This is a genomic window from Winogradskyella schleiferi, assembly GCF_013394655.1.
In the GTDB taxonomy this organism is placed as follows: domain Bacteria; phylum Bacteroidota; class Bacteroidia; order Flavobacteriales; family Flavobacteriaceae; genus Winogradskyella; species Winogradskyella schleiferi.
Map to the genome: position 1 here is coordinate 1,960,897 of NZ_CP053351.1, position 26,282 is coordinate 1,987,178.

Below are 26,282 nucleotides of genomic sequence, written 5' to 3' on the forward strand. Positions count from 1 at the left end.
TATAATTATTTAAATGAAAATAATAAAAACGGTAGCCTTAGCGCTAACTATTATTACATCTTCAAGTTGTAAAGATCAAACAAAAGAAACACCTTCTGAGAGCGTTTCAGAAGAAAAAATAGAAACCAAAAAAGAAAAAGAAATGAACGTATTATTTGTATTAACATCTCATGATAAATTGGGAGACACAGGAAAGAAAACAGGATTTTGGGTTGAAGAATTTGCAAATCCTTATTACACATTATTAGACAAAGGTGCTAAAATTACTATTGCAACACCAAATGGTGGTGCTGCACCAATAGATCCAAGTAGTGACTCACCAGATGCTGCAACTGAAGATACTGAGCGTTACAATAAAGATGAAGAAGCTAAAGCATTAATTGCGAATACACATAAACTAGCTGATTTAAATGCAGACGACTTTGATGCCGTATTTTATCCAGGAGGTCACGGACCATTATGGGATTTAGCAAACGATGAAACGTCAATTGCATTAATTGAAAAGTTTAATGCTCAAGAAAAGCCTGTAGCATTTGTATGCCATGCACCTGCGGCATTAAAAGATGTAAAAGGAACAGATGGAGAACCTTTAGTAAAAGGTAAAAAAGTAACAGGATTTACAAACTCTGAAGAAGATGCTGTTGGTTTATCAGACGTTGTTCCATTTTTAGTGGAAGACATGTTAAACGAAAATGGCGGAATCTATTCTAAAAAAGAAGATTGGGCAGCTTACGCTATTCAAGATGGTAATTTAATTACTGGTCAAAATCCAGCTTCTTCTGAATTAGTGGCAGACAAATTATTAGAGAGCTTAAAATAAATATCAAACTATAAAAAAGGTTGTCCATTGCGGTCAACCTTTTTTTTTTTAAATTTCTATAGCATCATAGGGTCACTATAGATTAAAAAATATAAGCCAATTCTTGGTTTAAGTTTTTTCAATAATATGATGAAATGGTAAAATGAAAAAATTGTAATCAACAAAATTTACTTGTACTTCTTATTAGTTTAAATCATTCCACACTCCTCTCCTCGCTTCGTAAAAAAAGTGTTCGATTAATTGAAAAGAGAAAAAAATTGAGAAGTTAGGTATAAAGTATAGTATTATATGCTTTTAACTTAAACAGAGAGGTTAAGATTAGTCCTCTTTTTCAAAAATTAATGCTCCTAGTAACCCATGTTATCAAAAGTATAATATGGAAATTTGTCATTAATATCTCTATTATTGTCGTAATCTTGTGAAGCAAGACTATGAATTAAAATAAAGACTTTGGATTTACTTACCGTATTGACTTGTTTTACCGCTGTAGCTTTTATTTACTTTGGAATTAATTGTTTTTATTCGGAGTTTATAAAGTTAGAATTTGAGCGCTATGGCTTACCAACCTTTAGAAAACTCACTGGCTGGCTTCAATTAGCAGGCGCAGTTGGTTTGTTAATTGGTCTTTATTGGAGTCCGATACTATATGTGTTGGCTGCGATAGGTCTATTTGTTCTAATGCTATTGGGATTTATAGTACGATTAAAGATTAAGGATAATGTTATAAAATCCTCACCATCGTTAGTTTTTGCCATCTTAAACCTTTTTATAGCCCTTAAGGTATTTACCAAATATTTTCTTTAGTCAAAAGGATAATCACCACATTGAATATCACAAATAAGAAAGCAGGAAAGGATTTGAACAAAGGATCTTATATTTTGATATGCATTGCTATGGAACCTAAAAGTAAAATCGCTAATCCTAAACTTCCGACGAGAGTCAGGTTTTGATATTTTATGGAAAGGAGTAATATTATGGCCAAACTTACTTTTAAAAAGCCAATAACGTAACAAAATGTTTTTGATAAGCCGTAAACCTTAAATTCTTCAATGATAGTTTTGGCATCACCTCCACGCCATTTGGTTTCTTTTTTTGGTTGAATGAGCCAAACATTAAGGATACTAAATGCGACTATGACTTTTAAAGCAATTACGATGTAGTCAACTAAATTCATGTTTTTGAGTTTTATTAATGGAAGTTAAAATTAGATTATTCAATATATTATGGCTGATTTCGAAGTACTTACAGAAAAAACGATTTAAAAAAAACCACTGTAATTTACAAATTACAATGGTTTTTCTGCTATTAATCTAAAAATGATCAATACTTATTTTGGCATTACAACCGAATCAATAGCGTGAATTACACCGTTAGATGCTGCAACGTCCGCCATAATTACGGTAGACATTCCACCATTAGCGTCTTTTAACATTACATTTCCATCACTAAGACTCAAGGTAATCTCTCCACCTTGTACAGTTGCTACTGTAAAAGATCCATTATTTTTCTTAATGGCGTCAATAACTGCAGAAGCTTCGTATTTTCCCGATACCACATGATAGGTCAAAATACTTGTTAATTTTCCTTTATTCTCTGGCTTTAGCAATGTTCCTACTGTGCCTTCTGGTAATTTGTTAAAGGCATCATTCGTCGGTGCAAATACTGTAAATGGCCCTTTTCCGCTTAGAGTTTCAACTAAATCCGCTGCTTTTACGGCAGCCACTAAAGTTGAAAAGTTTTCATTACCTACGGCGACTTCCACAATATTAGGGTCAGCCTCTTCCACTATTACCGCTTCTGCTATTTCTTTCGACTGTGTTGTTTCCATCTTTTCTTTTTTATTGGATTCACAAGAAAAAAACACGACTGTACTTAGTGCTAAAATGCTTAATGTTTTAAATGTTTTCATAGTTTTAAATATTTGGTTTGTTAAATTATTTGATAAAGATATAACATAACCATGCATGTTTAACTTATTTAACAAAAGATTAAACAAAAATACTGTTAAATTAATAATTAACCCTAAAACCTTAAGCGTATAGGCGTTATTCAGCTTCTTCTATTAAGCGTGATTTTGGCAGACCCATTTTATATAAATCCGATTTTACAGCTTCCATCATTGGCGGTGGTCCACATAAATATACTGGTTTGGACACTTCCAAATTATGCGATTTTAAATACGCTGAATTAATATAGCCATGGTTATAATCCTTATGGTTTTCATCTGAGAGTGTGACATGCAAGTCCTTATCCAACCACTCTTCGAGATTATTCTTGTAAATGATATCGCGTTCTTCTTTATTGCTAAAAAACAGTTTGTTGCCTTCAAGTTGCCCTTTTCTATTCAAATCCTTAAGAATTGCGATAAAAGGCGTCACTCCTGCTCCACCTGCAATAAAAGATCCGGTTCCTTTATAATTTATAGCTCCCCAAGCATCACCTATAATTAAGGTATCACCAACTTCTAATTTTTCGAGCTGCTCTGTTACACCATTGTGCGAAGGATATACTTTAATTGTGAATTCCAATTCCTTATCTTCAGGTAAACTCGTAAATGTGAACGGCCGTTTTTTATCGCGATAGTTATCTTTATCAATTGCCAATTCAGTAGCTTGACCAGGAGTAAAGCTGTATCCATCGGGTTTATCCGCAACAAGGTGTATGACATTATGATTGACGTGTTCTATCTTTTTTAGTTGTATCTTATATTCCATATCTGAATGCTTTTTATTTGTTCCCTATAAATATCAAGCTAATTAGGTGGTTTTATTAACCCTATTCATTCAAATACTAGTCGTTATGACGATGATGCGATTAAAACTTGAATTGCAGACAGAAATTTAATCTTGATTTGAAACGCTGTAAATAACTGGCATCTGCCCTTTCCATTGCGACCATAAGTCGGCATCATTAATTAAACTGGCCATAAAGTGTGCCACATTGATACGACTAACTTTTCCAGCATTAAAGATCGCGCTTCGAATTGGCGACACATGGATTTCGTAGTCGGATACGTCTTCCTCATTAATTAAACCATCTGGTCTAACAGCAACCCATTCTATAGACTTATCATTTTGTCCGATTTGAGTGCGTAAATAATCGGCGGCTTTTTCATTATCTACATGAGGAGGCAACAACAACCGAAGCAGTCCGATAACGCATTTTTGAGCAAAGGAAATCGGTTCGCTTAAATCACGATTACGATTACCTGTCGTATTCATTAAAACAAACTTTATAGGCGCTTGCGGATGGTTTGATTTTATGGCTTCACATAAACGTCGTGTGGCATCAGTTACTAACCGTCTTGGTTTTCCGTAAACACCTTTCCAGGTTAAATTATGACCAAGACAAGAGGCGACCGCATTGCAATCCTGAACTATTTCGGCCATTTCAGCATCACTTAAATCTAAAACACTTGCTGAAATAATTTCAAGATTACTATTGGTTTTCCATGATTCTGGCAATTTTTTTGGTGTTCTTACAATTACTTTTACTTTGTAATTTTCAATTAGTAATTGCTCTACTAATTTACTTCCTGTGGCACCACTTGCGCCTACTACTAAAACTGTCATATGATTTTTGGTTGATTGATTGATATGTATAAAAGACGAGGTATTACTGAAATTGTTTCAATTTTTAACTTAATTAAAAGTTGAAATTATTTTTTATGTTTTATAGCCCCTTTGCTTTACGCAAAATTTTAACAACGCGACTATGTGTAATCTGCAATAAATTCCATTGATAACCTTCAAAATCGGTGGTGTTCATAAACTGAACGACAACAGCATCAATATCTTTATGGTATTCGGCCATACTTTGGTAACCGGGAACCAATCCGCCATGATTAAACTCATAAATAGATTTGTAGATTTCCATTTCGTTTTCATTGAGCAGTGAACCATCGTTTAATGCCCTTAAAAAAAGGCCCACATCTTCTGCGGTAGCGATCATGCCTTGTTCCTCGGACTTGAAATCGTCTTCAATACCGACATAATAACCACTCATAACATCTTCTAAATTGACTTCACTAAGCGACCCGAACGTGTGCTTCAGTCCAAGAGGGATTAAAATTTCCTCTTTGAAATATTGCTGACGGCTATAACCAACCACCTTCTCAATGATTCTTGAAAGCAACAAATAATTGGTATTTGAATATCCATAATCATCGTCTGGTTCAAAGTCCGCTGGTAAGTCAAGAACATATTGAAGCACATCTATATCTGTGTTGGGTTGATTTTTCCAAAAATCTGCACTGTCTGTGAAATTAGGAATGCCACTGCGGTGTTGCACCATCATTCTCAAGGTAATGTTATCTGCATTTTCAATTCTTCCTACGAGTTCGGGAAAATAATCAGCGAGCGTTTGATCTAAAGATAAACGTTGCTCATGTGCTAATTTTGTAATCGCAACTGCGACATATAGCTTGCTTATACTTGCGATTTTGAATAAAGCGTTTGGTTTAGCAGGTATTTTTTCTTCTCGATTATGATAACCAGCCGTGTAGAATGCTGGTGGCTTACCGGCTTCATCTACATATACGATGACACCATCAAATCCATAACTCAACGTCTGGTCCACTTGTTCCTGAACCGTATCTGGTAAGGGAAGTATCCAAGCTTTTACTAAGATCCATGGGACGAACCATAAAGATATCAACGTACCAACAAGTAAGACGATTCTAAAGATTTGTTTTCCTTTTGAGGGCTTTTTTTTCGTGCTTACCATGATTACTAGCGTTTTGTTATTCTAATTTTACAGTACAAATATCATAAAAGATTGATAATGTGGAAAAAATGAACTTCTGAATTGTAAAATGATGCGGATGAATTGAAAAAATAAGGTGTTCAATACGTCAACTATTTTAGACGCCATAGTTCAGTTTACAAATCGTAAAATCAAAGATTGAGTCATCACAAGATTATGGGATGACACTATTTATTCTTTCCGCGATTTTTCTTTCTCCATAGAAAGTAGAAGGCAATAATAAGAATGGGTAAAATGATAAACACAATGACCTCAAACGGATCTGAAAAATCTATGGGCTTCGATTCCCCTGGATTAGGCGTGCCTTTTGGTGTTTGTGTAAGCAATAATCTGTAAATACTAAGCATACTTTATAATTAACGGACTAAATATTGAGTTTATGGTAAGATAAGTAATTTTAACTATATAATTATGAGTTGAAGAAGGTAAATCGAAGCGGAATTCTAGTTGGTAAATTAAAATCTAGTGATTTAAGCTTCAGGCTTAAAAGCTAAACGCCATGTATTTTAATTCAATTCATTCATAATCTCCGCGAATAATCTATAGGAACGTATTCTATCGTTTATATCATAAATATGTGTTACCGCTATGAGTTCATCAGCTTTAGTTTGTTCCAAAAAGGCCTTAACCTGCTCTTTAACAGAGGCTTTGCTCCCTATAAATGAGTATTTTAGCATCTGCTGCACCTGTGGATGTTGCATAATTTCCTTGAGGTCGGCTGTCATTGCTGTTGGTGGTTGCACATAATCACGTTTCCCAGTGAATATACCCACAATCATACGAATCAAGGATGTAGATAAACGTTGGGCTTCTTCGTCAGTTTCTGCTACAATAATATTAACACCTGCCATTACATAAGGCTTCTGTAATTCTTTTGAAGGTTGAAATTCTTCTCTATAAATTTTTATAGCTTCAAATAAATGGGTGGTTGCAAAATGACTGGCAAAAGCATAAGGCAATCCTTTTTTTGCTGCCAAATGTGCACTATCGGTACTCGATCCTAAAATATAAATAGGAACTTCAACGCCTTCGGCCACTGTGGCTCTTACTTTAGCATTGGCATTTTCTGCGGAAAAATAAGTTTCTAATTTTTCTAATTCAGTGGGAAATGAATGTGCGGCCTGCATAAAATCTGACCTTATGGCGTGAGCCGTCTCTCTGTCAGTTCCTGGTGCTCGTCCTAATCCTAAATCTATACGACCAAGATATAAGGAGCCGAGGGTTCCAAATTGCTCGGCAATAATCAATGGTGAATGGTTGGGAAGCATAATGCCACCAGACCCGACGCGAATGGTTTGAGTGCCTTGAGCAATATAAGCCATGAGCACAGCAGTCGCGCTACTGGCTATGTTTGTTGCATTATGATGTTCGGCAAGCCAATAACGCGTGTAGCCAAAAGCCTCAGCATTTTGTGCTAACTGCAGTGCGCCGTCATAAGTTTGTTTTAATGAATGATCTTGAGATACTAAGGCAAGGTCTAAAATGGAGAATGCCGTTTTTGGTTTTTTCATGAGTATTTCTTTTTGCAATAGATGTAACGCAAAAAGCAAACCACAATGTCAGCTTCTCTTAAATTTTAAACTTTTGTTAACACCTATAGTCATGCTGTGGTATTACCCAATATGACTTAAGGAGTGAATATTCATCCGACGACTTAAGGCGGAATGAAAATTTTTCAAAGATAGATTGCATGAAAAACGTGGTTAACTTCTATTTTCTCAGAACTACCTAAGCAACTTTACCAGATTTAAGTATAGCTAATTTTTATTATTCTGATCGTCCGATTCTCTTTTCCCAACTTAAATTCTACCACATCTCCAACTTTTTTTCCAGTAATCGCCATGGCAATGGGTGCGGTAAACGCTATTTTTTTTCGGGCAACATCTGCTTCATCTACGCCTACAATTTGAAATACTTGTTCTTGGTTGTTCATGTTTAAAGTGACCTGAGCTCCAAATCGTATTTCATCTTGATTTTGTTTCTTAGGTTGTAGAATTCGGGCAGATGCTATGCGCTCTTGCAATAGCGCAAATTTCCCATCAATGACAGCGAGTTCCCTCCTGCGCTGTTGTTCGTCCATATCTTTATCCAGTTCGCGCTGCCCCTCAAGAGCGGTTCTTTCAGCTAATAATTGTTCCATCCCCTCGGGTGTCACGTAATTGGTGACACTAGCGGGCAACGCAGCCCTAGGCGGTATAATGGGCGTTTCTTCTTGATCGTCCTCTTTTACAAAACCTCTGCTCATAACGGTATTAGATATTAATATCCTAACATCAAAGATAACAGGGTTTCTAATGATTTAAAAAGAAATATACTGGAACTTGTTTTTGCTCTACGCTTTACTTAAAGCTTATTTTATATGTGATGCCCAGACCTACTAAAATATTTGTTTTTATTTTGAGGGCTTTTTTTGTGCTTACCATTTATGAATTGATTTCAACACGTTTAAATTTAGGGTTCATTATCAAAAATTCTAACAGCCTGACTAGCTGTTAAGTGGAAGTATCCTATCAAAATTATTTATTAGACCTTTCTTGAATACTGAAAAGAATAGTTATATTGACTTCCTGAAATTATCCCCAAAAAATGAAATTCTTATAATGCCAAAAAAAAAGAAATTCGGAACCTTCGCAGGTGTCTTCACGCCTTCTGTCTTGACTATTCTTGGTGTTATTATGTATATGCGTTTGGGCTGGGTTGTTGGTAATGCTGGTCTCATTGGCGCCATTATCATCATCATCATTGCACATGTTATTGCAGTAACGACAGGTCTTAGTGTATCTTCGGTAGCAACCGATAAGAAAATTGGTGCTGGAGGTATTTATTATGTGTTATCTCGGAGTATGGGCGTTCCTATTGGTGGCTCTATTGGTATTGCCATATTTGTAGGCACTGCGTTTTCAATCGCCCTTTATCTTATTGGTTTTGCCGAAAGTTTTAATGCCTATTTCGGATTTGGAACAGCCATCAATGATTTAAGATTAACTGGCACAATTGCCCTTTTGTCATTGTCCGCTTTAGCGCTTATTAGTACATCGGCAGCACTAAAAACCCAATTCATTATTCTAGCTGCCATTATCGTTTCTCTAATCTCTATATTTTTAGGTTCTACAGAATTTGCACCAAAATCCATCAATTTATTTTCAACTGAAAGCGCAGTGCCCTTAGAAGTCGTATTTGCCGTGTTTTTTCCTGCAGTTACTGGTTTCACGGCTGGAATTGCCATGAGTGGCGACTTAGAAGATCCAAAAAAATCAATTCCTCTTGGTACCTTATACGCTATTGGCGTTGGACTTTTGGTCTATATCGCGCTTGCCGTTTTTATGGCATTTACTATAGATTCGGACTTATTAAAAACAGATTATAATATCTTAATGAAAATAGCACTCTTTGCTCCTGCGGTTGTTGCGGGAATTTGGGGCGCGACCTTATCCTCTGCCTTAGGAGGTATTCTTGGTGGTCCAAGAATTTTGCAGGCTATGTCTATGGATAAAGTGACACCGAAACTATTCAGTAAAGGAAAAGGGATCAATAACGACCCTGTCAATGCGCTGTTTCTTGCTTTTATTATTGCTGAAGTTGGAATTCTAATTGGAGAATTGGATATCATTGCACGTGTGGTTTCCATGTTTTATTTAACCGCTTATGGTTTTATAAATATTTCTTTTTTTCTTGAAAGCTGGGCGAACCCTGATTTTCAACCCTCTTTTAAAGTGAAACGTTGGATTGGTTTAATTGGGTTTATTGCTTGTTTCGTCGTGATGTTCAAATTGGATATCATGGCAATGATAGCGGCTTTGGCTGTTATTAGTGCAATGTATTTTAGATTACAGCGCAAAGAAGTAAAACTACAGTCGAATGATGTTTGGAAAAGTGTTTGGGAAAACGTAGTGAATAAAGGCCTGAAAAAGATTGATGCCCAAATTGAAGAAAACTCCAATTGGAACCCTAATATTATTTTGTTTAGCGGTAAAAGCGACCATCAGTCGTATCTTTTGGAATTATGCAAAACCGTTTCTGGGCGTACAGGTATTGTGACCAATTTTAAGCTTATTTTAGATAAGGAAAACAGTTTGCCACCTTTAAGGAAAACCGATCAAGTTATTAGGGATGATAAGTTTCAGGAACTTGGCATTTTTGCACGACAGATAAAAGTGGATAATATCTATAATGGTATTACCAATATTGCATCCACCTTTGGTTTTTCAGGTGTTGAACCCAACACAATTATGATGGGATGGCCAAAAGGTATTGAGAATTCCACAGAATACTCTAAGATGACTCAAACCTTATTATATCTCGATTATAATTTATTGTATTTGGATTTTGATCAACAAACGAAATTCGGGAATTATAGTTCTGTGGATTTTTGGTGGCGAGAAACCGATAGCAAAAATGCTGTGATGATGCTTAATATTGCACGTTTTATTATTGCTTCGCCAAAATGGAACCACACGAATATCAGAGTGCTTTTTGTAAACAATAACAATATTGATGTCACTATTATTGAATCTAAAATCAGGACTTTGGTTGAGGATTTACGTGTCAATGTGGACATCAAGATTATCAATAATGCTGTGGAGCAAAAAACATTTTATAAGATTATTGAAGAAGAATCGCAAGCCACAAATTTGACTATTATCGGTATTCCAGATTACAATATTGAGAAACAAGCCGAATTTGTTTTAAAAACCAATCATTTATTTGAATCCATTGGTTCTACCCTTTTGGTTAAAGCGGCACATAATTTTAATGAACTTGATTTAGACTTATTACATGAGGCGGAATAAGGGTTTACTTAAATGAATTGAACTAATAACGCGCTCCAATTTTTGGTTTAAAATCTGTAAGAAGTAATTGAATTGTTTTTTAGACTTGGTTTTGACAAATGAACTATAATTTCAACGTGATTTTTCAATTGATTCGCGACAAGAAATAAAAACCAATTTTAGTATCTTGCATAAAACTCATTTCATGAAAATCATTACTCGATTACTCCTATTAATATTAATATGTACGGGTTGCTCTTCGTCCAAGATTATTCCATCTCTATGGCAATCTCAAGAATTTAAAACACAAACATTTGACCGTATATTAGTTTATGCCAGTACAGAAGATAAAGAACTTCAAAGGCGTTTTGAAAATAAGATGGCGAAGCTCTTTGCAGAAAAAGACATTACGGCTTTGAAAATGAACGCGCTATTTCCTGAAATTGAATATAAAGAAAATCACACACAGGACGAAATCAATGAATTTGTTACCCGTTGTAAATCAAAAAACATTGATAAGGTTTTATTGGCTTCACAGAAATCAAAGAATATTGATACTGTTAATGCCAAAACTTTACATAATTATATGAATTCTTTGGAACCTTTGAATCTCACCAGCCAACGCAAGGATGAAAACGACTTAACTTACGATAAAAAAGTAATAATTACTTACAATATAGAGGCTGCTGTATATGACCTTAGCATATCGTCTGAAGATAGACCTATTGCATCAACCGCTTTGAAAGCGACAAATCCAAAATCTCTTAATCAACTGGAAGATCATTTTTTGAATGCTATTAAAAAACTCTTTAAGGATAAATAATTATTTGGTTGTATTAATGGTTGGCTACCGTATGCAAATTTATAATGCCTAACGAAAAAATGGTTTAATCTTATAGTCCTTGCTGACTAAATTACATGCTTAGTGGTTCATATTCATTTTTTTAAGCTTTGTTATTTGTCTAATATCTATATCTCATTTACGAATAATCTAAAAGTATTCATATCCAAAAATAAATTTATTGTGTATGCGTATACTGTTAAATTAAAATGAATATACTAGTGCATATCTACTATATATTGAAACAGATTTATCCGTGTAAAATTGACCATAATTTATGGTATTAATTTTCATTATGAGTATCTTTGTGAGGCACGTAACTTCAAAAATATAGTGAGCTTTCCTATCTAAAAAATGAAAAACTATAAACCCAAAAACAGACTAAGTCCAAAGGCCTACATAGACGGGATTTTAAGTGGTGATCGTGTCATTTTATCTCGAGCAATCACAATTATAGAAAGTAATTTAGAAAGTGATAAATTATTGGCTAAAGAAATCGTTCAAGAGATTTTACCAAGTTCAGGCAAATCAATTCGTATTGGTATTACAGGAGTTCCCGGCGTTGGAAAAAGTACGTTTATAGAAGCTTTTGGGTTGTATTTAGTTAAAGAAGGTCATAAAGTCGCAATTTTATCCATAGATCCAAGTAGTCAACGTTCAAAAGGTAGCATTTTAGGAGATAAAACCCGAATGGAAGAATTGGCTAATTTACAAAACGCTTATATTAGACCTTCTGCTTCAGGAGATACTTTAGGAGGTGTCGCAAACAAAACAGGCGAAACCATGTTACTTTGCGAAGCTGCAGGATATGATGTTATTTTAATTGAAACGGTTGGTGTTGGTCAATCTGAAACAGCCGTTCATGGTATGACGGATTTCTTCTTATTACTAATGTTAGCTGGTGCTGGTGATGAATTGCAAGGCATTAAAAAAGGCATTATGGAAATGGCAGATATGCTGGTGATTAATAAAGCTGATGGCGATAATATTACCCAGAGTAAAATCGCAAAAAGACAATATCAAAATGCCTTACATATTTTTCCTTTATCGGAATCTGGATGGAGTCCTGTGGTAAGCACCGCTTCTTCGGTTAAGAACATTGGCATATCCAATGTATGGAAAGAAATTTTGAAGTACAAAGCGCATGTTGATGCTAATGGTTATTTCTTAAAAAATAGAAACCATCAACAAATAAAATGGATGTATAATAATATTAATGAAGAATTAAAGCGGCTGTTTTACAATTCAAAAGATATTAAAAGTGAACTTTCCATTTTAGAAAAAGAAGTTATTGCTGCAGAAATCTCTCCCGTTAAAGCGGCACAGCAAATCATAGATAAGTTTAAAAAATCGTTTTAAAATAAAATTGTTCAAAATGAAGTTTGATAATTATTTTGATCAGCAATTTGAATTGAGATATTTTGAAATGAATGAACTAGGCTTGGCAACACCTACAATTATGCTAGGCTTATTAGAAGAAACTGCCGCAGACCACTGCTATGCTATTAATCATAGTTTGTTTGATCTATTCGAAAAAAAAGTAGGTTGGGTTTTAGTGTCTGGAATTTTACAAATGGACCGCTACCCTAGTTATAAAGAAAAAATCACCATTAGAACTTGGTTATCCCACTACTCCTCTATTAAAGGCTATAGAGAAAATATAATTTTTGATGATAACCAAAATATTATAGGCAGAGCTAAAGGCTTATGGGTTTTCTTTGATATTGAAAAACGACGACCACTCCCTATTTTTAATGACATTAAAGAAAAGTGGTCTTACTTTAACACCTCCTCTATTGAGCATGATATTAAGAAAAAGATTAATGCGATAGACATTGCCGATCATACCAATGAGTTTAAAGTTAACCGATTTGATACAGACATGAATAAGCACGTGAATAATATTAGATATTTACAATGGGTTATTGAGTCTATACCAGAAGATATTGTTGATCATTATTATTTACATACCATAGATGGTCGTTTTATTGCTGAAGCGCAATATGGTGATACCGTTTTGTCTCAAACAAAAGTATTGTCATTTCCAAATGCTTTTGAGCATACCATAAAAGTTGACGGTAGCGATAAGATATGTGCGACTGCGACTACGCATTGGAAAAAGTATTGATTTAAAAATTGTTCTTTCTATTCAATTGACTTACTGTTAAACGTCATTAATTATTTTCAAAATAAAAAAAGCCCAAACAGGTCAATGTTCGAGCTTTTCTACTAATATTAACCAGGTTCTCTAATCCTGTTCTAAATATTTATCCATAATAGTCATTGCTGCTTCTGAAATCACAGTTCCAGGACCAAAAATAGCAACAACTTTTCTTTCTAATAGATAATCATAATCTTGTGCAGGAATAACGCCTCCTGCAAAAACCATAATATCTGGTCGGCCTAATTTTTCTAATTCGCCAATTAATTGAGGAATTAATGTTTTATGACCAGCCGCTAAACTCGATGCACCTACAAAGTGAACATCGTTTTCAATGGCTTGTTTCGCCACTTCTTCAGGCGTTTGGAATAATGATCCCATATCCACATCAAAACCTAAATCTGCAAAACTAGAAGCCACAACTTTGGCGCCTCTATCATGTCCATCCTGACCCATTTTTGCAATCATAACTCGTGGTCTTCGACCTTCGATTTCTGCAAATTTATCAGCTAATTGCTGCGCTTTTGCAAACGTACTATCGTTATCGACTTCTTTTCCGTACACACCACTTATTAATTTAGTATCTGCTTTATGTCTTCCAAAATGAACTTCTAATGCATCAGATATTTCACCTAAAGTGGCAAAATTTTCAGCAGCTTCAACTGCTAGTTCCAGTAAATTGCCTTTAGCGCCTCCAGCACAGGCTTCTAAGGCTTTAAGTTTAGCCGCAACCACTTCTGAATTACGCTCAGCTTTCATTTTATTTAAACGTTCAATTTGAGAATTTCTAACAACCGTATTGTCAACTTCTAAAATTTGTATGTTCGATTTTTCAGTTGTTTTAAATTTATTCACGCCAACTAAAATATCTTGACCAGAATCTAAACGCGCTTGTTTGCGAGCAGAAGCTTCTTCAATACGTAATTTAGGAACTCCAGTTTCAATAGCTTTTGCCATACCACCTAGTTCTTCGACTTCTTCAATCAATTTCCAAGCTTTCTTCGCTATTTCTTGTGTTAAATATTCCACGTAATAAGAACCAGCCCAAGGATCGACAGATTTCGTCATCTGAGTTTCATCTTGAATAAAGATTTGGGTGTTACGTGCAATCCTAGCAGAGAAATCTGTTGGTAATGCAATCGCTTCATCCAAAGCATTGGTGTGTAATGATTGTGTGCCTCCTAAGGTCGCAGCCATCGCTTCAATGCACGTACGAGCGACATTGTTAAAAGGGTCTTGCTCACTTAAACTCCAACCAGACGTTTGACTATGCGTACGCAATGCCATTGATTTTGGGTTCTTTGGATTAAATGATTTTATGATTTTTGCCCAAAGCATACGTGCGGCACGCATTTTAGCAATTTCCATAAAGTGATTCATACCAACAGCCCAGAAGAACGATAATCGTGGTGCAAATTCATCAATCTTTAAACCAGATTTTAAACCTGTTCTGATGTATTCCATACCATCGGCTAAAGTGTATGCCAATTCAATATCTGCCGTAGCACCAGCTTCTTGCATATGGTAACCACTAATAGAAATGGAATTAAACTTCGGCATATTTTTAGTGGTATAATCAAAGATATCACCAATAATTTTCATAGAAGGTAATGGTGGATATATGTAGGTATTACGCACCATAAATTCCTTTAGAATATCATTTTGAATGGTTCCTGAAAGTTGATCCAATGAAACGCCTTGTTTCTTAGCTGCAGCTATATAGAAGGCCATAATTGGCAGTACTGCGCCATTCATAGTCATAGACACCGACATTTTATCTAATGGAATTTGATCAAACAAAATTTCCATATCTAAAATAGAATCTATGGCAACACCAGCTTTACCAACATCACCTGTGACACGCGGATGATCGGAATCATAACCTCTGTGCGTGGCTAAATCGAATGCCACGGACAATCCTTTTTGTCCTGCTGCTAAATTTCTTCTGTAAAATGCATTGGACTCTTCCGCAGTTGAAAAACCTGCATATTGTCTAATTGTCCAAGGTCGCATCGCATACATAGCGCTGTAAGGACCTCTTAAAAAAGGTGGTACACCAGCAGAAAAACTTAAGTGCTCTGCATCGGCAATATCATCTTTTGTAAAATGTTTTTTTACGGGAATGCCTTCAGGTGTATTCCAAATGTCTTGGCTTTTTGAAGGTTCAACTGTTTGTTTCACAGCTGAATTTAATTTTATATCTGAAAAATCGGGTTGCATACGTCTTAAGATTTAATGGTTTGTTGGACTTTTTTTTGAATGCTAGAAATTGCCGTAATGACATCAGATCTCATATTTACACATCCATCTAATCCAGCTTCAGTTAATTCGTCCATATTCGTTGGTGCTCCAGCTATTAATAACACTTTAGTGCTATTTAATGCTCTAAAAGTTTTAATAAAAGTCAATGCGGTTTCATTGTAATCTTCATCTGAGCTGCACATCACAACAACGTCTGAATCTGATTTAGCACTTAACTCTGCTGCTTTTTCAGCACTTTCAAAGCTTTTTTCCTGTAAGACGTTATAACCGCTAACGCCTATAAAATCGTAGGCAAAAGCTGCTCTTGCTTTACGCATGGTTAAGTTACCATAGCTAGCCAATTCTACGATTGGACGTTTATTTGTAGCTGAAACAAATTCTTCAGTTTTTCTTCTAATCGCTTCAATTTCCAAAGATGCTCTTCTTGGTGTTAACACTTTCGGATTGGCTGAAGTGCCTGTAGAAAGTAAACTAGCATCTACAGTTTCCATTAGGTTAGGATATTTGTTTACACCAACCAATGGTGTTCTACGTTGACTGATTAATTTCAGTTTTTGTAAACGAATTTCAGCAATTTGTTGTTGAATGGTTTCATCTTCAAAAGCTTTATAAAATCCTCCTGCCGCTTCAATAGATTTGAATAATTCTAATGCTTTTTCAGCTATTTTAGTGCTGACTTCTTCTATGTAATAAGACCCATCAACCGGATTAGACACTTTACCAAAATAAGATTCTTCTCTTAAAATAGTGGTGATGTTACCTGCTATACGGCTTGAAAACTCAGAAGCACTTTTGAATTCTTTATCGTAAGGATCAATTAAAACACCGTCTACATTCCCTAAAATGGCAGACATAGCTTCTGTAGTACAACGTAATAAATTGGTTTCGGCATCTGTAATGGATTTGCTCCAAATAGAGGTTTTCGCCGTTATGGTCTTATCGTAGTCTGTAACACCATATTTTGCAATGACTTCAGCTAATAAATTATTAAATGCTCTAAACTTTCCTATTTCAACAAAATACTCTAAACCAATGGCCAAAAGAACGTTTAAGTTGTTGAATACATCTTGAACTTCAACATCTTTTGCTTTCAGTTTTTCAGTTAAAAACACCAATGAATTTAAGGTATAAGCAATTTCTTGTACTTGATTGGCACCTGAATCTAAATACTCGGTTCCTGAAATGGTAAGAGCTCTAAACTTAGGGAAATCACTAGTTAACTTTATTAATTCTGCAGCAATTTTAATTTGATTGTCATCAAAAGTACCTGTGGTTACATAATTGGAAATAATACTTGTGTTAATGTAACCTTTAAGATCCTTTCCTTTTGCAAACGCCACCAATTCCTTGGTAAAATCTATGGCATTATTATAGATCTCAAAAGAAACCGTAATGGTGTTTAAATCGATATCCTTTAAAAGTTCTGCAACAGGAACCTTATCTATTAATTGAAAAATCAATCCAGTAATACCTTCTTCAATCGCTTTTTGAGCTAAATCGTTTCCAGTTTCTGCACAACACACAGGGACCGTACGATAATTCACTAAAGTTTGGGAGTTTTCTCCTGTATTTTTAAGCTGTGTAATGTCACTTTCACTATTGTAACAAGGCTGTATATTGATACCACTGAGGTTTTTCCAAACTAGTTTTTTATCAAAATCAGCACCTTTTAAATCGGCTGTCACTCTTTCCATCCACTGTTCTGTTGAAACTGGTGGAAATTCTGAAAAAAGTGGTTTAGTTTTATTGTTCATAATATATACTATTATTCAATTTTATTATACCATTAAACTACTTCCAAATCTTTCGAAAATAGCTTTATCTAATTCTTCCCTAGCGTCAGGATGTGCAATATCCCGTAACGATTGTGCACGTTCTTTTAAACTTTTACCAAATAGTTCAGCAATACCATATTCCGTTGCGACGTATCTTGCATGTGCTCTCGTGGTTACAACACCTGCTCCCGGTTTTAGCGAAGGTACAATTTTTGAAACACCTTTTAAAGTTGTGGATGTAATGGCAATAATTGGTTTTCCCCCTTTAGATAATGCTGCACCGCGCATAAAGTCCATTTGACCACCAACACCAGAAAACATTCTTGTACCAATAGAATCGGCACAAACCTGACCAGTGAAATCAATTTCAATAGCTGAATTAATGGCTGTTACTTTAGGATTTTGTCGAATAATAGCTGTATCGTTAACATAAGCAATATCATTCATTTCAATTTCAGGATTATCATCCATAAAATCATACAAACGACGAGTTCCCATAGCAAAACCAGAAATAATCTTATAAGGATTTACTTTTTTCTGAGATCCATTGACAATGCCTTTTTCTACTAAATCTACAATGCCTTCAGAGAACATTTCTGTGTGAATTCCTAAGTTTTTATGATTTGTTAGAAAGGTTAAAACCGCATTTGGAATCCCTCCAATTCCCATTTGAAGCGTTGCGCCATCTTCAATAATTCCGGCAATATTTTTACCAATGGCTTCTTCTTGTTTAGAAGGTGCAACAAATTTCATTTCATGAATATCTTCATCGACTAAAACGCAAGCATCAAATTTGTTTAAATGCACCAATGCATCTCCAAACGTACGCGGCATTTTGGGATTAATTTGCGCAATGATTTTTTTTCCTTTTTCAATTCCAGCAATGACAATATCCACAGAAACGCCTAAGGAACAAAAACCATGTTTATCGGGTGGTGAAACGTTGACTAAAACGACATCTAAATCCATATACCCTTCACGGAATAAACTTGGGATGTCACTTAAGAAAATTGGAATGTAATCTACAGTATTACCAACCATTTTTCTAACATTTCCACCTATGAAAAAAGCTTTGGTGTGAAAACTTTCGCGCAAATCGGGATTTGCATAACCGCTTTCACCTTCGGTATGTAGATGTACGATTTCAACATTTTTTAATTCTGGTGCTCTCGCCACCATGGCTTTTATTAATGTCTGTGGTGTTGCAGAACCGCCTTGTATTAATACACGATCGTTGGATTTTATGAGCTTTACAGCCTCGCTTGCTGTTTTTATATTTGGTATTTTCATAATGTAAAATTTAGTGTTCTGATATATTATAATAATTAATTAATATTTCATCCTAAGAAACTCAAAATAATACCTGCTGCAATTGCAGAGCCAATAACCCCAGAAACGTTTGGTGCCATGGCATGCATGAGCAAATAATTATGAGGATCCGATTTTAGACCTTCATGGTGAACCACTCTTGCACTATCTGGTACGGCCGAAACTCCAGCGGCACCAATTAATGGATTTATCTTATTATCGCCTTTTAGGAAGAGGTTCATGAATTTAGCAAATAACAAACCTCCACAAGTCGCAATAACAAAAGATATGGCGCCAAGTCCAAAGATTAACATTGAATCTTTAGTGATGAAGATATCGGCTTGGGTTGAGGCACCAACAGTTACACCTAAGAGAATCGTTACGATATCAATTAACTTAGTTCTTGCCGTGTCTGCTAAACGTTCTGTTCTTCCGGATTCTTTTAATAAATTACCAAAGAATAACATACCTAATAATGGTAAGGCACTTGGCGAGATAAACAAGGTTAAAATTAAAGCGACCACAGGAAAAATCATTTTTTCCTTTTGAGTTACCGCTCTTGGTGGTTTCATTTTAATCTTTCTGTCCTTCTTTGAAATTAACATACGCATTAAAGGTGGTTGAATAACAGGAACTAATGCCATATAAGAATATGCCGCAATAGCAATAGGACCGATTAAGTTTTTAACGGTTGTACCATCTGGCAATATGTTAATTCCGTTTGCTAATTTGGAGGAAAGGAATATAGCTGTTGGGCCATCTGCTCCACCTATAATTCCGATAGCTCCAGCTTCTGGAAGGTTAAACCCTAAATATAACGCTCCTAAAAAGGTTGCGAATACACCAATTTGTGCAGCACCTCCCAATAGCATTAATTTTGGATTGGCTATAAGCGATGAAAAATCGGTCATAGCTCCAATTCCCAAGAAAATTAGTGGTGGATAAACCCCTTTTACCACTCCAAAATAAAGATAATTTAAAACAGATCCTGTTTCATATATACCTGTTTGGTTACCAGCTACAAAAGGAATATTACCCAATATAACACCTATACCAATTGGAATTAACAACAAGGGTTCGTAATCGAATTTGATACCTAAATAGATAAAAACGATACCTATTATAATCATAATGACATTTCCAGAAGTTGAATTTGCAAATCCTGTATAACTGTAAAACGATTTTATGCCATCTATGGCTTCATCGAATATACTTTCTTCCTCTGTAATATCAACCTGTTCTATTGATACAGAGGAATTAGTTGCGTTTGTATTTGCGCCTAAGCCAAGTACTGGTCTAATAAAAACAAGCAATGAGATAGCACTAAATACTATAATTAGTTTCTTCATTTTTTAATTTTAAATAATGATTAGTTTTCTTTATTGAATAACCTGACATTGAAATTTTATTCGAGTTCTATTAATAAAGCATCTTGCAATACTTGTTGTCCTACTTCAACCTTTATAGACGATACAACTCCAGATTTTTCTGCGACTATATTATTCTCCATTTTCATGGCTTCTAGCACTAATAATAAATCGTTCTCTTTAATAGTATCTCCAACCTTTACATTGAGCGATAATATGGTACCAGGTATTGGCGCTACAATTTTAGTCTTTGTAGATTTTGGATTCACTTTTAAAGGCACAGACGGTTGTTTTGAAGCGGCACGAACTAAAGTTGGCGTTTTAGATTTCTTGATTTCCGCTTGCATTATCACATCATAAGATGTACCGTTGACCTCTAAATTGATTACATTATCTTCGTGGGATTTTATATTAACGGTATATCCGTTTTCGTTGACTTTGAATTTATAACTTTTCATTTCTTATAATCTATTTTGAATTCCATAAATCTTAGAACTCCAAGGTGAATATGCTTTTTTAACTTCTTTTATGGTAAGGATCCCACTTTCAATATCATGCTGCTCACTTAAGTACATATGAATTGAAGCACCAATTACAGCCGAAAGTTCTCCCGTAAAATTACTGTCGCCTTTTACCTTTATTTCGCTAATTTTTTTGTCTTTGCCTTTGGTGATTATCTTATAGACATATAGCATAACTGGTAACCCAAAATTGAAGAAAAGCGCAAGTGTTACCAAGGCGCTAAAAACAATTAATAATCCGGTAATTAGTATAACGTAGCCTTCGCTTATTGGATCTGTATATAATAGTAACTGTGTCATTATAGTGGAATATTTGAGTGTTTTTTAGGTGGATTTATATCTTTTTTATTTTGTAGTAATTGCAATGCTCTAATGATTCTGAAACGTGTATTTCGTGGCTCAATCACATCATCAATAAATCCATATTTTGCGGCTTGGTAAGGGTTGGCAAATCGTTCTGTATATTCATCTTCTTTTTTGTCAATATATTCTTGTTTCTCGTCGGCATCTTCTATTTTTCTAATATTAGAGCCTTCTAAAACTTCGACAGCGCCTTTAGCTCCCATAACTGCAATTTCTGCAGTTGGCCAAGCATAATTCACATCACCTCTTAGTTGTTTACAGCTCATAACATCATGTGCTCCACCGTAAGATTTACGCAACGTGATTGTTACTTTAGGTACGGTAGCTTCACCATAGGCAAATAATAATTTAGCGCCATGAAGTATAATTCCACCATATTCCTGACCTGTTCCAGGTAAAAAACCAGGAACATCAACCAGTGTTACAATAGGAATATTAAAAGCATCACAAAAACGAACAAACCGCGCCGCTTTTCTAGAGGCATCGATATCTAAAACACCTGCATAATATTTAGGTTGATTTGCCACAATTCCAACAGGACGTCCATTAAACCTTGCAAAACCTACACAAATATTTCTGGCATAGTTTCTATGAACTTCGGTAAACTCTCCTTTATCCGCAATAATTGAAATTACATCAACAATATCATAAGGTTGATTTGGATTTTCTGGAATAATTTCATTTAAGGCATCTTCCAGTCTATCAATTGGATCATCACATGATAGTATAGGTGCTTCTTCTAAATTATTAGAAGGCATATAACTTAAAATTTTACGAATCAATAATAAATTCGTTTCATCATTTTTTGCTAAGAAGTGTGAAACTCCAGATCGTGTTGAATGAATTTTAGCACCACCTAGTTGTTCTGCAGTGACCTCTTCTCCTGTTACCGATTTCACAACTTTAGGACCTGTTACAAACATATAACTCGTCTCTTCGGTCATAATCGTAAAATCGGTTAATGCCGGCGAATACACTGCACCACCTGCACAAGGCCCTAATATGGAAGAAATCTGAGGAATAACACCAGATGCCATAATATTACGTTGAAAAATCTCAGCATAACCTGCTAAAGATCGTACACCTTCTTGAATACGTGCGCCACCAGAATCATTTAATCCTATAACAGGAACACCAATCTTCATGGCCATATCCATGACCTTACATATTTTTAAGGCATAAGTTTCAGAAAGTGAACCTCCGAATACTGTAAAATCTTGTGCAAAAATGTAAACCACTCTTCCGTCAATTGTTCCATGTCCAGTGACTACACCATCCGATAGGAATATTTGTTTATCTAATCCAAAAGATTTAGTTCTGTGAGTTACAAACATGTCAAATTCCTCGAAACTATCGTCGTCTAAAAGAATATCGATACGCTCACGAGCCGTTAGTTTACCTTTAGCATGTTGAGAATCTATACGTTTTTCTCCGCCTCCCAACTTTGCTTTTGCTCTTTTTTCTATGAGCTCGTTAATTTTATCTTGATTTGCCATAATTTTCTTTACTTATCTAAATGTTATATCAAATTATTTTGGTTTTGAACATAGTTCTGTGAGTACGCCTAAGGTTGATTTTGGGTGTAAAAATCCAATTTCTAAGCCTTCTGCTCCTTTTCTAGATGTTTTATCAATTAAAGTGACACCGCGTTGTTCCACCGTTTTCAGTGCTTCTGTTGTATTATCAACAGCAAATGCTATATGATGTATGCCTTGTCCTTTTTTAGCAATAAATTTTCCTATTGGGCCATCTGGCGAGGTGCTTTCTAACAACTCAATCTTTGTGTTACCTACCAAAAAAAAGGCTGTCTTCACTTTCTGATCGACAACCTCTTCTATAGAATAACACTTCATTCCTAATACCTGTTCATAGTATTTTATGGCTTCATCTAAATTTTCTACGGCAATTCCTAAGTGCTCTATGTGTGATATATTCATAATGATAATATTTATTTCTTGTACAAATTTACTTTAGGTGTGTTTTCTATTTTATGACAGAAATCATATTATACCTTAGTATAATTATCCATTTTCTCTTATGAGATAGCACCAAAGCGTGAAGAGTAGCGTAATTAGTGGTTTACGAGAAATAATTGAGTTTTTGAAGAAATATTTTAAAATGAATATGACCTGTGATTTACGAAGTCTCTATTTTGAAGGTCTGATTTTTATTAATAATGCAGAAATAATACTATAACACTTACAAATATGAAATTTTTGAACGTGCTGGTTCAGGTAAATGAAATAATTAAATCGTAATTATAAATAATTCAAAGAAATGAGCTGCAAAACAGCCAGTTACGAAAACGTTATCGTAATTTTTAAAGCTAAAAAATTTAAATTATTTTATTGACGAATAACTATTTAAGTACTCCTAATTTACAGCAAAACCATAATTGATAGGTATCTATATATTTTGACAACTTGCTCTATTATGGAATTTATTATTTTTTGTACTGATTTGCAGTAGCTTTTATTTCCTGAAACAATTCTTTAAACAATCCACGAGCGATCAAAACCTTCATGATTTCGTTGGTGCCAGCATAAATTCTGGCGACCCTATTATCGGTATGCATACGAGCAATGGGATAATCCCACATATAACCATAACCTCCAAACAACTGTAAACATTCATCGACGACTTTGCCATGCATTTCTGTAGCTGAATATTTTGCAATGGAAGCGTTTTCGGCAGTAAGTTGATGCGTAGTAACTAATGACGTACAGCGATCAATAAATGCTTGGTGGACTTGCAATTGGGCTGCACATTCGGCGAGTTTGAATTGGGTATTTTGAAATTCCGCAATGGCTTGCTTAAACGCTTTTCGAGTAGAGGTATATTCAATGGTTTTTTCAATTGCGCCTTCTGCGCCACCAATGGCTGCAATTGCAACTGATAGACGTTCTCGTGCCAATTCCGTCATCATTATTTTGAACCCCATACCTTCTTCTCCCAGCAGGTTTTCCTTTGGGACTTTGACGTTGTCGAAAAACAACTCGCAAGTATCTTGGGCTTTTAAACCTATTTTTTTGAAAGGGACACCTTTGGTAAAACCTTCGAAAGCAGTTTCTATAATCAATAATGACACACCTTCATTATCAGTTCCAGAATTGGTTTTTACGGCGACTATGGACATATCACACATATAACCGTTTGTAATAAAGGTTTTCTGTCCATTGACTACATAATGATCGCCTTTATCCACTGCTGTTGTTCTTAGGGCTTTTAGGTCACTACCACAGTTGGGTTCGGTCATTCCGATGGACGTGATCATTTTTCCTGTGGCCATTTTTGGAAGGTACTTTTGTTTTTGGGCCTCAGTTCCATATTTTAAAAGATATGGAGCGACGATATCAGAATGTAAAGAAAAGCCAGGACCTGTAATACCTTCTTTATTCATTTCTTCAATCAACAACGCACAAAAACTAAAATCCAGTCCGCTGCCACCATACGCTTCTGGCATATCAATACATAGTAAACCCAACTCACCTGCACGTTCCCAAATATCACGACTTACCATGCCTGCTTTTTCCCATTCTTCAGTTTTATCAATCATTTCATTGTGGATGAAATCTTGAATCATTTGTTGCATCATTTTATGTTCTTCTGAGGCGTAGATGTCGCGTTCTAATAGTACGTTTTTTAGCATGATGGTAAGATCTAATTAGTAAATTCTTTGATAATATCTAAAGATACTATCTTTTTAATCCATGATTCTTATAAATTTAAGTCTTTTTAGATTTTTAAATAGAAACTGAAAACTCGATTTTATTCAAATCGAGTTTTAGGCATTGTATATATAATTTGTAAATGTGAATTCACTTTTTAATCATGCGGTCCGCATATGTGCCTTGGCTAGTAACAATTTCCAATGAATAAATGCCGCTTTGCAAATGACTAGTGTTAATTCTTAATGTGTTGTAAATACCCACATTTTGACCTAGCATGTTATAAATATTGATAGTTTGTAATTCAATATGATCATGCAATTCAATGGTTAATATATCTTTAACTGGGTTTGGATAGATTGAAAAATTAAACGAATCTAGTTGATGAGTTGATAAAACTGATGCTATATTAAAAACCCTAACATGTCCAGCATCTAAGCCGTTGGTGTCACTGTCTCCCGAGACTGCGAGTATCGTTCCGCTAGATGACAAACTTACGGAATACCCTGAGAAATTATCAGCACTTTCACCATCGATATCCATTCCCATTTGCATCCAATTACCAGCCTGTAATTGATAAATTCTGGTATGACCAGAATCTGTGCCATTGACGCCATCATTAAAAAAAGCACCAATAGCTACTACATCGCCATTACCAGACAAGCTTATACTAACACCGGAACCATCATCTGCAGCTTCACCATCAATATCAGCACCAATTTGAATCCAATTGCCACCTTGATTTTCATAAACTCTCACATGACCTGAATCCGTCCCATTTATACCGTCGTTTTCATTCGATCCTATAGCAATTCTACTACCATCAGAAGACAAACTAACACTTGAGCCGAAAAAATCATCAGCGGCTTCTCCGTCAATATCGGCACCTATTTGCACCCAATTGCCGCCTTGGTTTTGATAAACACGCGCGTGTCCAGAATCAATGCCATTAATACCATCATTAGCTAACGCTCCTATACCAACAATACTGCCATCACTAGACAAACTCAGACTATTTCCAAAATAATCATCTGCAGCCTCTCCATCTATGTCACCACCAATCTGAATCCAATTTCCACCTTGGTTTTCAAATATTCTGACATGGCCAGAGGCTATTCCATTTATGCCATTATTATTGTCTGCTCCAATGGCTAAAATTGTTCCGTCACTGGATAAGCTGATACTAATTCCTGAAAAATCATTTGTGGCCTCTCCATCAATATCGGCACCTATTTGTACCCATGTGCCAGCTTGATTCTCGTAAACTCTGACATGACCGGAATTTGTTCCATTGACGCCATCATTATCCCAAGCACCAATAGCAACAATACTCCCATCGCTCGATAAACTTACACTGACACCAGAATAATCTTCTGCTGCCTCTCCATCAATATCTGCGCCTATTTGTACCCAAGTGCCTCCTTGATTCTCGAAAACCCTTACATGACCTGAATCAATTCCATTGACGCCATCATTATCCGAAGCACCTACTGCCATAATAGTGCCATTTGAAGATAAGCTAATACTTTCTCCAAAAAAATCTTCAGCAGCTTCGCCATCAATATCAGAACCTATCTGAATTTGTGAAAAAGTTAATACTGGTACGAGCAAGAAAAAAAATAGTTTTGCTTCCATAAGTTACATTTTTTTAAGGTTAGACATT

Annotated in this window: 23 protein-coding genes and 1 pseudogene; 6 read left to right on the forward strand and 18 right to left on the reverse strand. The window is 35.3% G+C overall.

What is annotated here, in order from left to right; translation table 11 throughout:
- The first annotated feature begins 13 nt into the window (after positions 1–13).
- Together HM990_RS08480 and HM990_RS08485 are read left to right on the forward strand one after the other, a co-directional pair.
- On the forward strand, positions 14–820 hold the full coding sequence (locus tag HM990_RS08480) for a type 1 glutamine amidotransferase domain-containing protein (protein ID WP_178988518.1): 807 nt from the start codon (positions 14–16) through the stop codon (positions 818–820).
- 450 nt (positions 821–1,270) lie between these two features.
- Complete coding sequence (locus HM990_RS08485; RefSeq protein WP_178988519.1) at positions 1,271–1,624, forward strand: DoxX family protein; 354 nt, start codon at positions 1,271–1,273, stop codon at positions 1,622–1,624.
- Here HM990_RS08485 and HM990_RS08490 read toward each other — a convergent pair.
- The 8 genes and pseudogenes from HM990_RS08490 to HM990_RS08525 all read right to left on the reverse strand — a co-directional run bounded on the left by HM990_RS08490 (position 1,605) and on the right by HM990_RS08525 (position 7,739).
- Positions 1,605–1,994 (reverse strand): annotated as a pseudogene (locus tag HM990_RS08490) (DoxX family protein). The gene HM990_RS08485 and the pseudogene HM990_RS08490 overlap by 20 nt on opposite strands.
- A gap of 153 nt (positions 1,995–2,147) precedes the next feature.
- Positions 2,148–2,648, reverse strand: coding sequence for a fasciclin domain-containing protein (locus HM990_RS08495; RefSeq protein ID WP_394351754.1), 501 nt, complete (start codon positions 2,646–2,648; stop codon positions 2,148–2,150).
- 217 nt (positions 2,649–2,865) lie between these two features.
- A complete protein-coding gene (locus HM990_RS08500; RefSeq protein ID WP_178988522.1) occupies positions 2,866–3,534 on the reverse strand; it encodes an FAD-binding oxidoreductase in 669 nt (222 codons plus the stop codon).
- A 126-nt stretch (positions 3,535–3,660) separates the two neighbouring features.
- The gene (locus tag HM990_RS08505; protein WP_178988523.1) at positions 3,661–4,392 is read right to left on the reverse strand and encodes an NAD(P)-dependent oxidoreductase; all 732 of its coding nucleotides are present in this window, start codon (positions 4,390–4,392) and stop codon (positions 3,661–3,663) included.
- 100 nt (positions 4,393–4,492) lie between these two features.
- Positions 4,493–5,545 carry a serine hydrolase domain-containing protein gene (locus HM990_RS08510; RefSeq protein WP_178988524.1) on the reverse strand — a complete coding sequence of 351 codons (1,053 nt, stop codon included), beginning with the start codon at positions 5,543–5,545 and terminating at the stop codon, positions 4,493–4,495.
- A 206-nt stretch (positions 5,546–5,751) separates the two neighbouring features.
- On the reverse strand, positions 5,752–5,931 hold the full coding sequence (locus HM990_RS08515; RefSeq protein ID WP_178988525.1) for an adenylosuccinate synthetase: 180 nt from the start codon (positions 5,929–5,931) through the stop codon (positions 5,752–5,754).
- A gap of 159 nt (positions 5,932–6,090) precedes the next feature.
- A complete protein-coding gene (locus tag HM990_RS08520) occupies positions 6,091–7,095 on the reverse strand; it encodes an LLM class flavin-dependent oxidoreductase (RefSeq protein ID WP_178988526.1) in 1,005 nt (334 codons plus the stop codon).
- 236 nt (positions 7,096–7,331) lie between these two features.
- Complete coding sequence (locus tag HM990_RS08525) at positions 7,332–7,739, reverse strand: GreA/GreB family elongation factor (protein ID WP_317166925.1); 408 nt, start codon at positions 7,737–7,739, stop codon at positions 7,332–7,334.
- Between the two features lie 445 nt (positions 7,740–8,184).
- Between HM990_RS08525 and HM990_RS08530 the strand changes: the two genes are divergently transcribed.
- From HM990_RS08530 to HM990_RS08545, 4 genes are all read left to right on the forward strand, one after another.
- Positions 8,185–10,374 carry an amino acid permease gene (locus HM990_RS08530; protein WP_178988528.1) on the forward strand — a complete coding sequence of 730 codons (2,190 nt, stop codon included), beginning with the start codon at positions 8,185–8,187 and terminating at the stop codon, positions 10,372–10,374.
- Between the two features lie 184 nt (positions 10,375–10,558).
- Positions 10,559–11,176 (forward strand): hypothetical protein, encoded by a 618-nt coding sequence (locus HM990_RS08535; RefSeq protein WP_178988529.1) that lies wholly within the window; start codon positions 10,559–10,561, stop codon positions 11,174–11,176.
- A 372-nt stretch (positions 11,177–11,548) separates the two neighbouring features.
- A complete protein-coding gene (meaB, locus tag HM990_RS08540; protein WP_178988530.1) occupies positions 11,549–12,553 on the forward strand; it encodes a methylmalonyl Co-A mutase-associated GTPase MeaB in 1,005 nt (334 codons plus the stop codon).
- A 16-nt stretch (positions 12,554–12,569) separates the two neighbouring features.
- Positions 12,570–13,322, forward strand: coding sequence for an acyl-[acyl-carrier-protein] thioesterase (locus HM990_RS08545; RefSeq protein WP_178988531.1), 753 nt, complete (start codon positions 12,570–12,572; stop codon positions 13,320–13,322).
- Positions 13,323–13,442: 120 nt separating this feature from the next.
- On the opposite strand, the gene scpA is transcribed toward HM990_RS08545, so the two are convergent.
- The 10 genes from scpA to HM990_RS08595 all read right to left on the reverse strand — a co-directional run bounded on the left by scpA (position 13,443) and on the right by HM990_RS08595 (position 26,254).
- Entirely contained in the window at positions 13,443–15,575 is a 2,133-nt protein-coding gene (scpA, locus tag HM990_RS08550; protein ID WP_178988532.1) for a methylmalonyl-CoA mutase, read from the reverse strand.
- Positions 15,576–15,580: 5 nt separating this feature from the next.
- A complete protein-coding gene (locus HM990_RS08555) occupies positions 15,581–17,371 on the reverse strand; it encodes a methylmalonyl-CoA mutase family protein (protein WP_178988533.1) in 1,791 nt (596 codons plus the stop codon).
- A gap of 24 nt (positions 17,372–17,395) precedes the next feature.
- Positions 17,396–18,682: an acetyl-CoA hydrolase/transferase family protein gene (locus HM990_RS08560; RefSeq protein ID WP_178988534.1), complete on the reverse strand. Its 1,287-nt coding sequence runs from the start codon at positions 18,680–18,682 to the stop codon at positions 17,396–17,398.
- A 47-nt stretch (positions 18,683–18,729) separates the two neighbouring features.
- Positions 18,730–20,049: a sodium ion-translocating decarboxylase subunit beta gene (locus HM990_RS08565; protein WP_229719417.1), complete on the reverse strand. Its 1,320-nt coding sequence runs from the start codon at positions 20,047–20,049 to the stop codon at positions 18,730–18,732.
- Positions 20,050–20,105: 56 nt separating this feature from the next.
- Complete coding sequence (locus HM990_RS08570; RefSeq protein WP_178988535.1) at positions 20,106–20,525, reverse strand: biotin/lipoyl-containing protein; 420 nt, start codon at positions 20,523–20,525, stop codon at positions 20,106–20,108.
- A 3-nt stretch (positions 20,526–20,528) separates the two neighbouring features.
- On the reverse strand, positions 20,529–20,888 hold the full coding sequence (locus HM990_RS08575) for an OadG family protein (protein WP_178988536.1): 360 nt from the start codon (positions 20,886–20,888) through the stop codon (positions 20,529–20,531).
- A complete protein-coding gene (locus tag HM990_RS08580) occupies positions 20,888–22,447 on the reverse strand; it encodes an acyl-CoA carboxylase subunit beta (protein WP_178988537.1) in 1,560 nt (519 codons plus the stop codon). The genes HM990_RS08575 and HM990_RS08580 overlap by 1 nt, the downstream gene beginning before the upstream one ends.
- A 33-nt stretch (positions 22,448–22,480) precedes the next feature.
- Positions 22,481–22,888 (reverse strand): methylmalonyl-CoA epimerase, encoded by a 408-nt coding sequence (gene mce / locus HM990_RS08585; RefSeq protein ID WP_178988538.1) that lies wholly within the window; start codon positions 22,886–22,888, stop codon positions 22,481–22,483.
- Positions 22,889–23,394: 506 nt separating this feature from the next.
- On the reverse strand, positions 23,395–24,600 hold the full coding sequence (locus HM990_RS08590) for an acyl-CoA dehydrogenase family protein (RefSeq protein WP_178988539.1): 1,206 nt from the start codon (positions 24,598–24,600) through the stop codon (positions 23,395–23,397).
- Between the two features lie 169 nt (positions 24,601–24,769).
- Complete coding sequence (locus tag HM990_RS08595; protein ID WP_178988540.1) at positions 24,770–26,254, reverse strand: T9SS type A sorting domain-containing protein; 1,485 nt, start codon at positions 26,252–26,254, stop codon at positions 24,770–24,772.
- Between the last annotated feature and the right edge of the window lie 28 nt (positions 26,255–26,282).

Bases quoted from the DNA above. Each gene is read 5' to 3' on its own strand.
- HM990_RS08480 (WP_178988518.1), top strand. From the start codon at position 14: ATGAAAATAATAAAAACGGTAGCCTTAGCGCTAACTATTATTACATCT.
- HM990_RS08495 (WP_394351754.1), bottom strand. From the start codon at position 2,648: ATGGAAACAACACAGTCGAAAGAAATAGCAGAAGCGGTAATAGTGGAA.
- HM990_RS08500 (WP_178988522.1), bottom strand. From the start codon at position 3,534: ATGGAATATAAGATACAACTAAAAAAGATAGAACACGTCAATCATAAT.
- HM990_RS08505 (WP_178988523.1), bottom strand. From the start codon at position 4,392: ATGACAGTTTTAGTAGTAGGCGCAAGTGGTGCCACAGGAAGTAAATTA.
- HM990_RS08510 (WP_178988524.1), bottom strand. From the start codon at position 5,545: ATGGTAAGCACGAAAAAAAAGCCCTCAAAAGGAAAACAAATCTTTAGA.
- HM990_RS08515 (WP_178988525.1), bottom strand. From the start codon at position 5,931: ATGCTTAGTATTTACAGATTATTGCTTACACAAACACCAAAAGGCACG.
- HM990_RS08520 (WP_178988526.1), bottom strand. From the start codon at position 7,095: ATGAAAAAACCAAAAACGGCATTCTCCATTTTAGACCTTGCCTTAGTA.
- HM990_RS08530 (WP_178988528.1), top strand. From the start codon at position 8,185: ATGCCAAAAAAAAAGAAATTCGGAACCTTCGCAGGTGTCTTCACGCCT.
- HM990_RS08535 (WP_178988529.1), top strand. From the start codon at position 10,559: ATGAAAATCATTACTCGATTACTCCTATTAATATTAATATGTACGGGT.
- meaB (WP_178988530.1), top strand. From the start codon at position 11,549: ATGAAAAACTATAAACCCAAAAACAGACTAAGTCCAAAGGCCTACATA.
- HM990_RS08545 (WP_178988531.1), top strand. From the start codon at position 12,570: ATGAAGTTTGATAATTATTTTGATCAGCAATTTGAATTGAGATATTTT.
- scpA (WP_178988532.1), bottom strand. From the start codon at position 15,575: ATGCAACCCGATTTTTCAGATATAAAATTAAATTCAGCTGTGAAACAA.
- HM990_RS08555 (WP_178988533.1), bottom strand. From the start codon at position 17,371: ATGAACAATAAAACTAAACCACTTTTTTCAGAATTTCCACCAGTTTCA.
- HM990_RS08560 (WP_178988534.1), bottom strand. From the start codon at position 18,682: ATGAAAATACCAAATATAAAAACAGCAAGCGAGGCTGTAAAGCTCATA.
- HM990_RS08565 (WP_229719417.1), bottom strand. From the start codon at position 20,049: ATGAAGAAACTAATTATAGTATTTAGTGCTATCTCATTGCTTGTTTTT.
- HM990_RS08570 (WP_178988535.1), bottom strand. From the start codon at position 20,525: ATGAAAAGTTATAAATTCAAAGTCAACGAAAACGGATATACCGTTAAT.
- HM990_RS08575 (WP_178988536.1), bottom strand. From the start codon at position 20,888: ATGACACAGTTACTATTATATACAGATCCAATAAGCGAAGGCTACGTT.
- HM990_RS08580 (WP_178988537.1), bottom strand. From the start codon at position 22,447: ATGGCAAATCAAGATAAAATTAACGAGCTCATAGAAAAAAGAGCAAAA.
- mce (WP_178988538.1), bottom strand. From the start codon at position 22,888: ATGAATATATCACACATAGAGCACTTAGGAATTGCCGTAGAAAATTTA.
- HM990_RS08590 (WP_178988539.1), bottom strand. From the start codon at position 24,600: ATGCTAAAAAACGTACTATTAGAACGCGACATCTACGCCTCAGAAGAA.
- HM990_RS08595 (WP_178988540.1), bottom strand. From the start codon at position 26,254: ATGGAAGCAAAACTATTTTTTTTCTTGCTCGTACCAGTATTAACTTTT.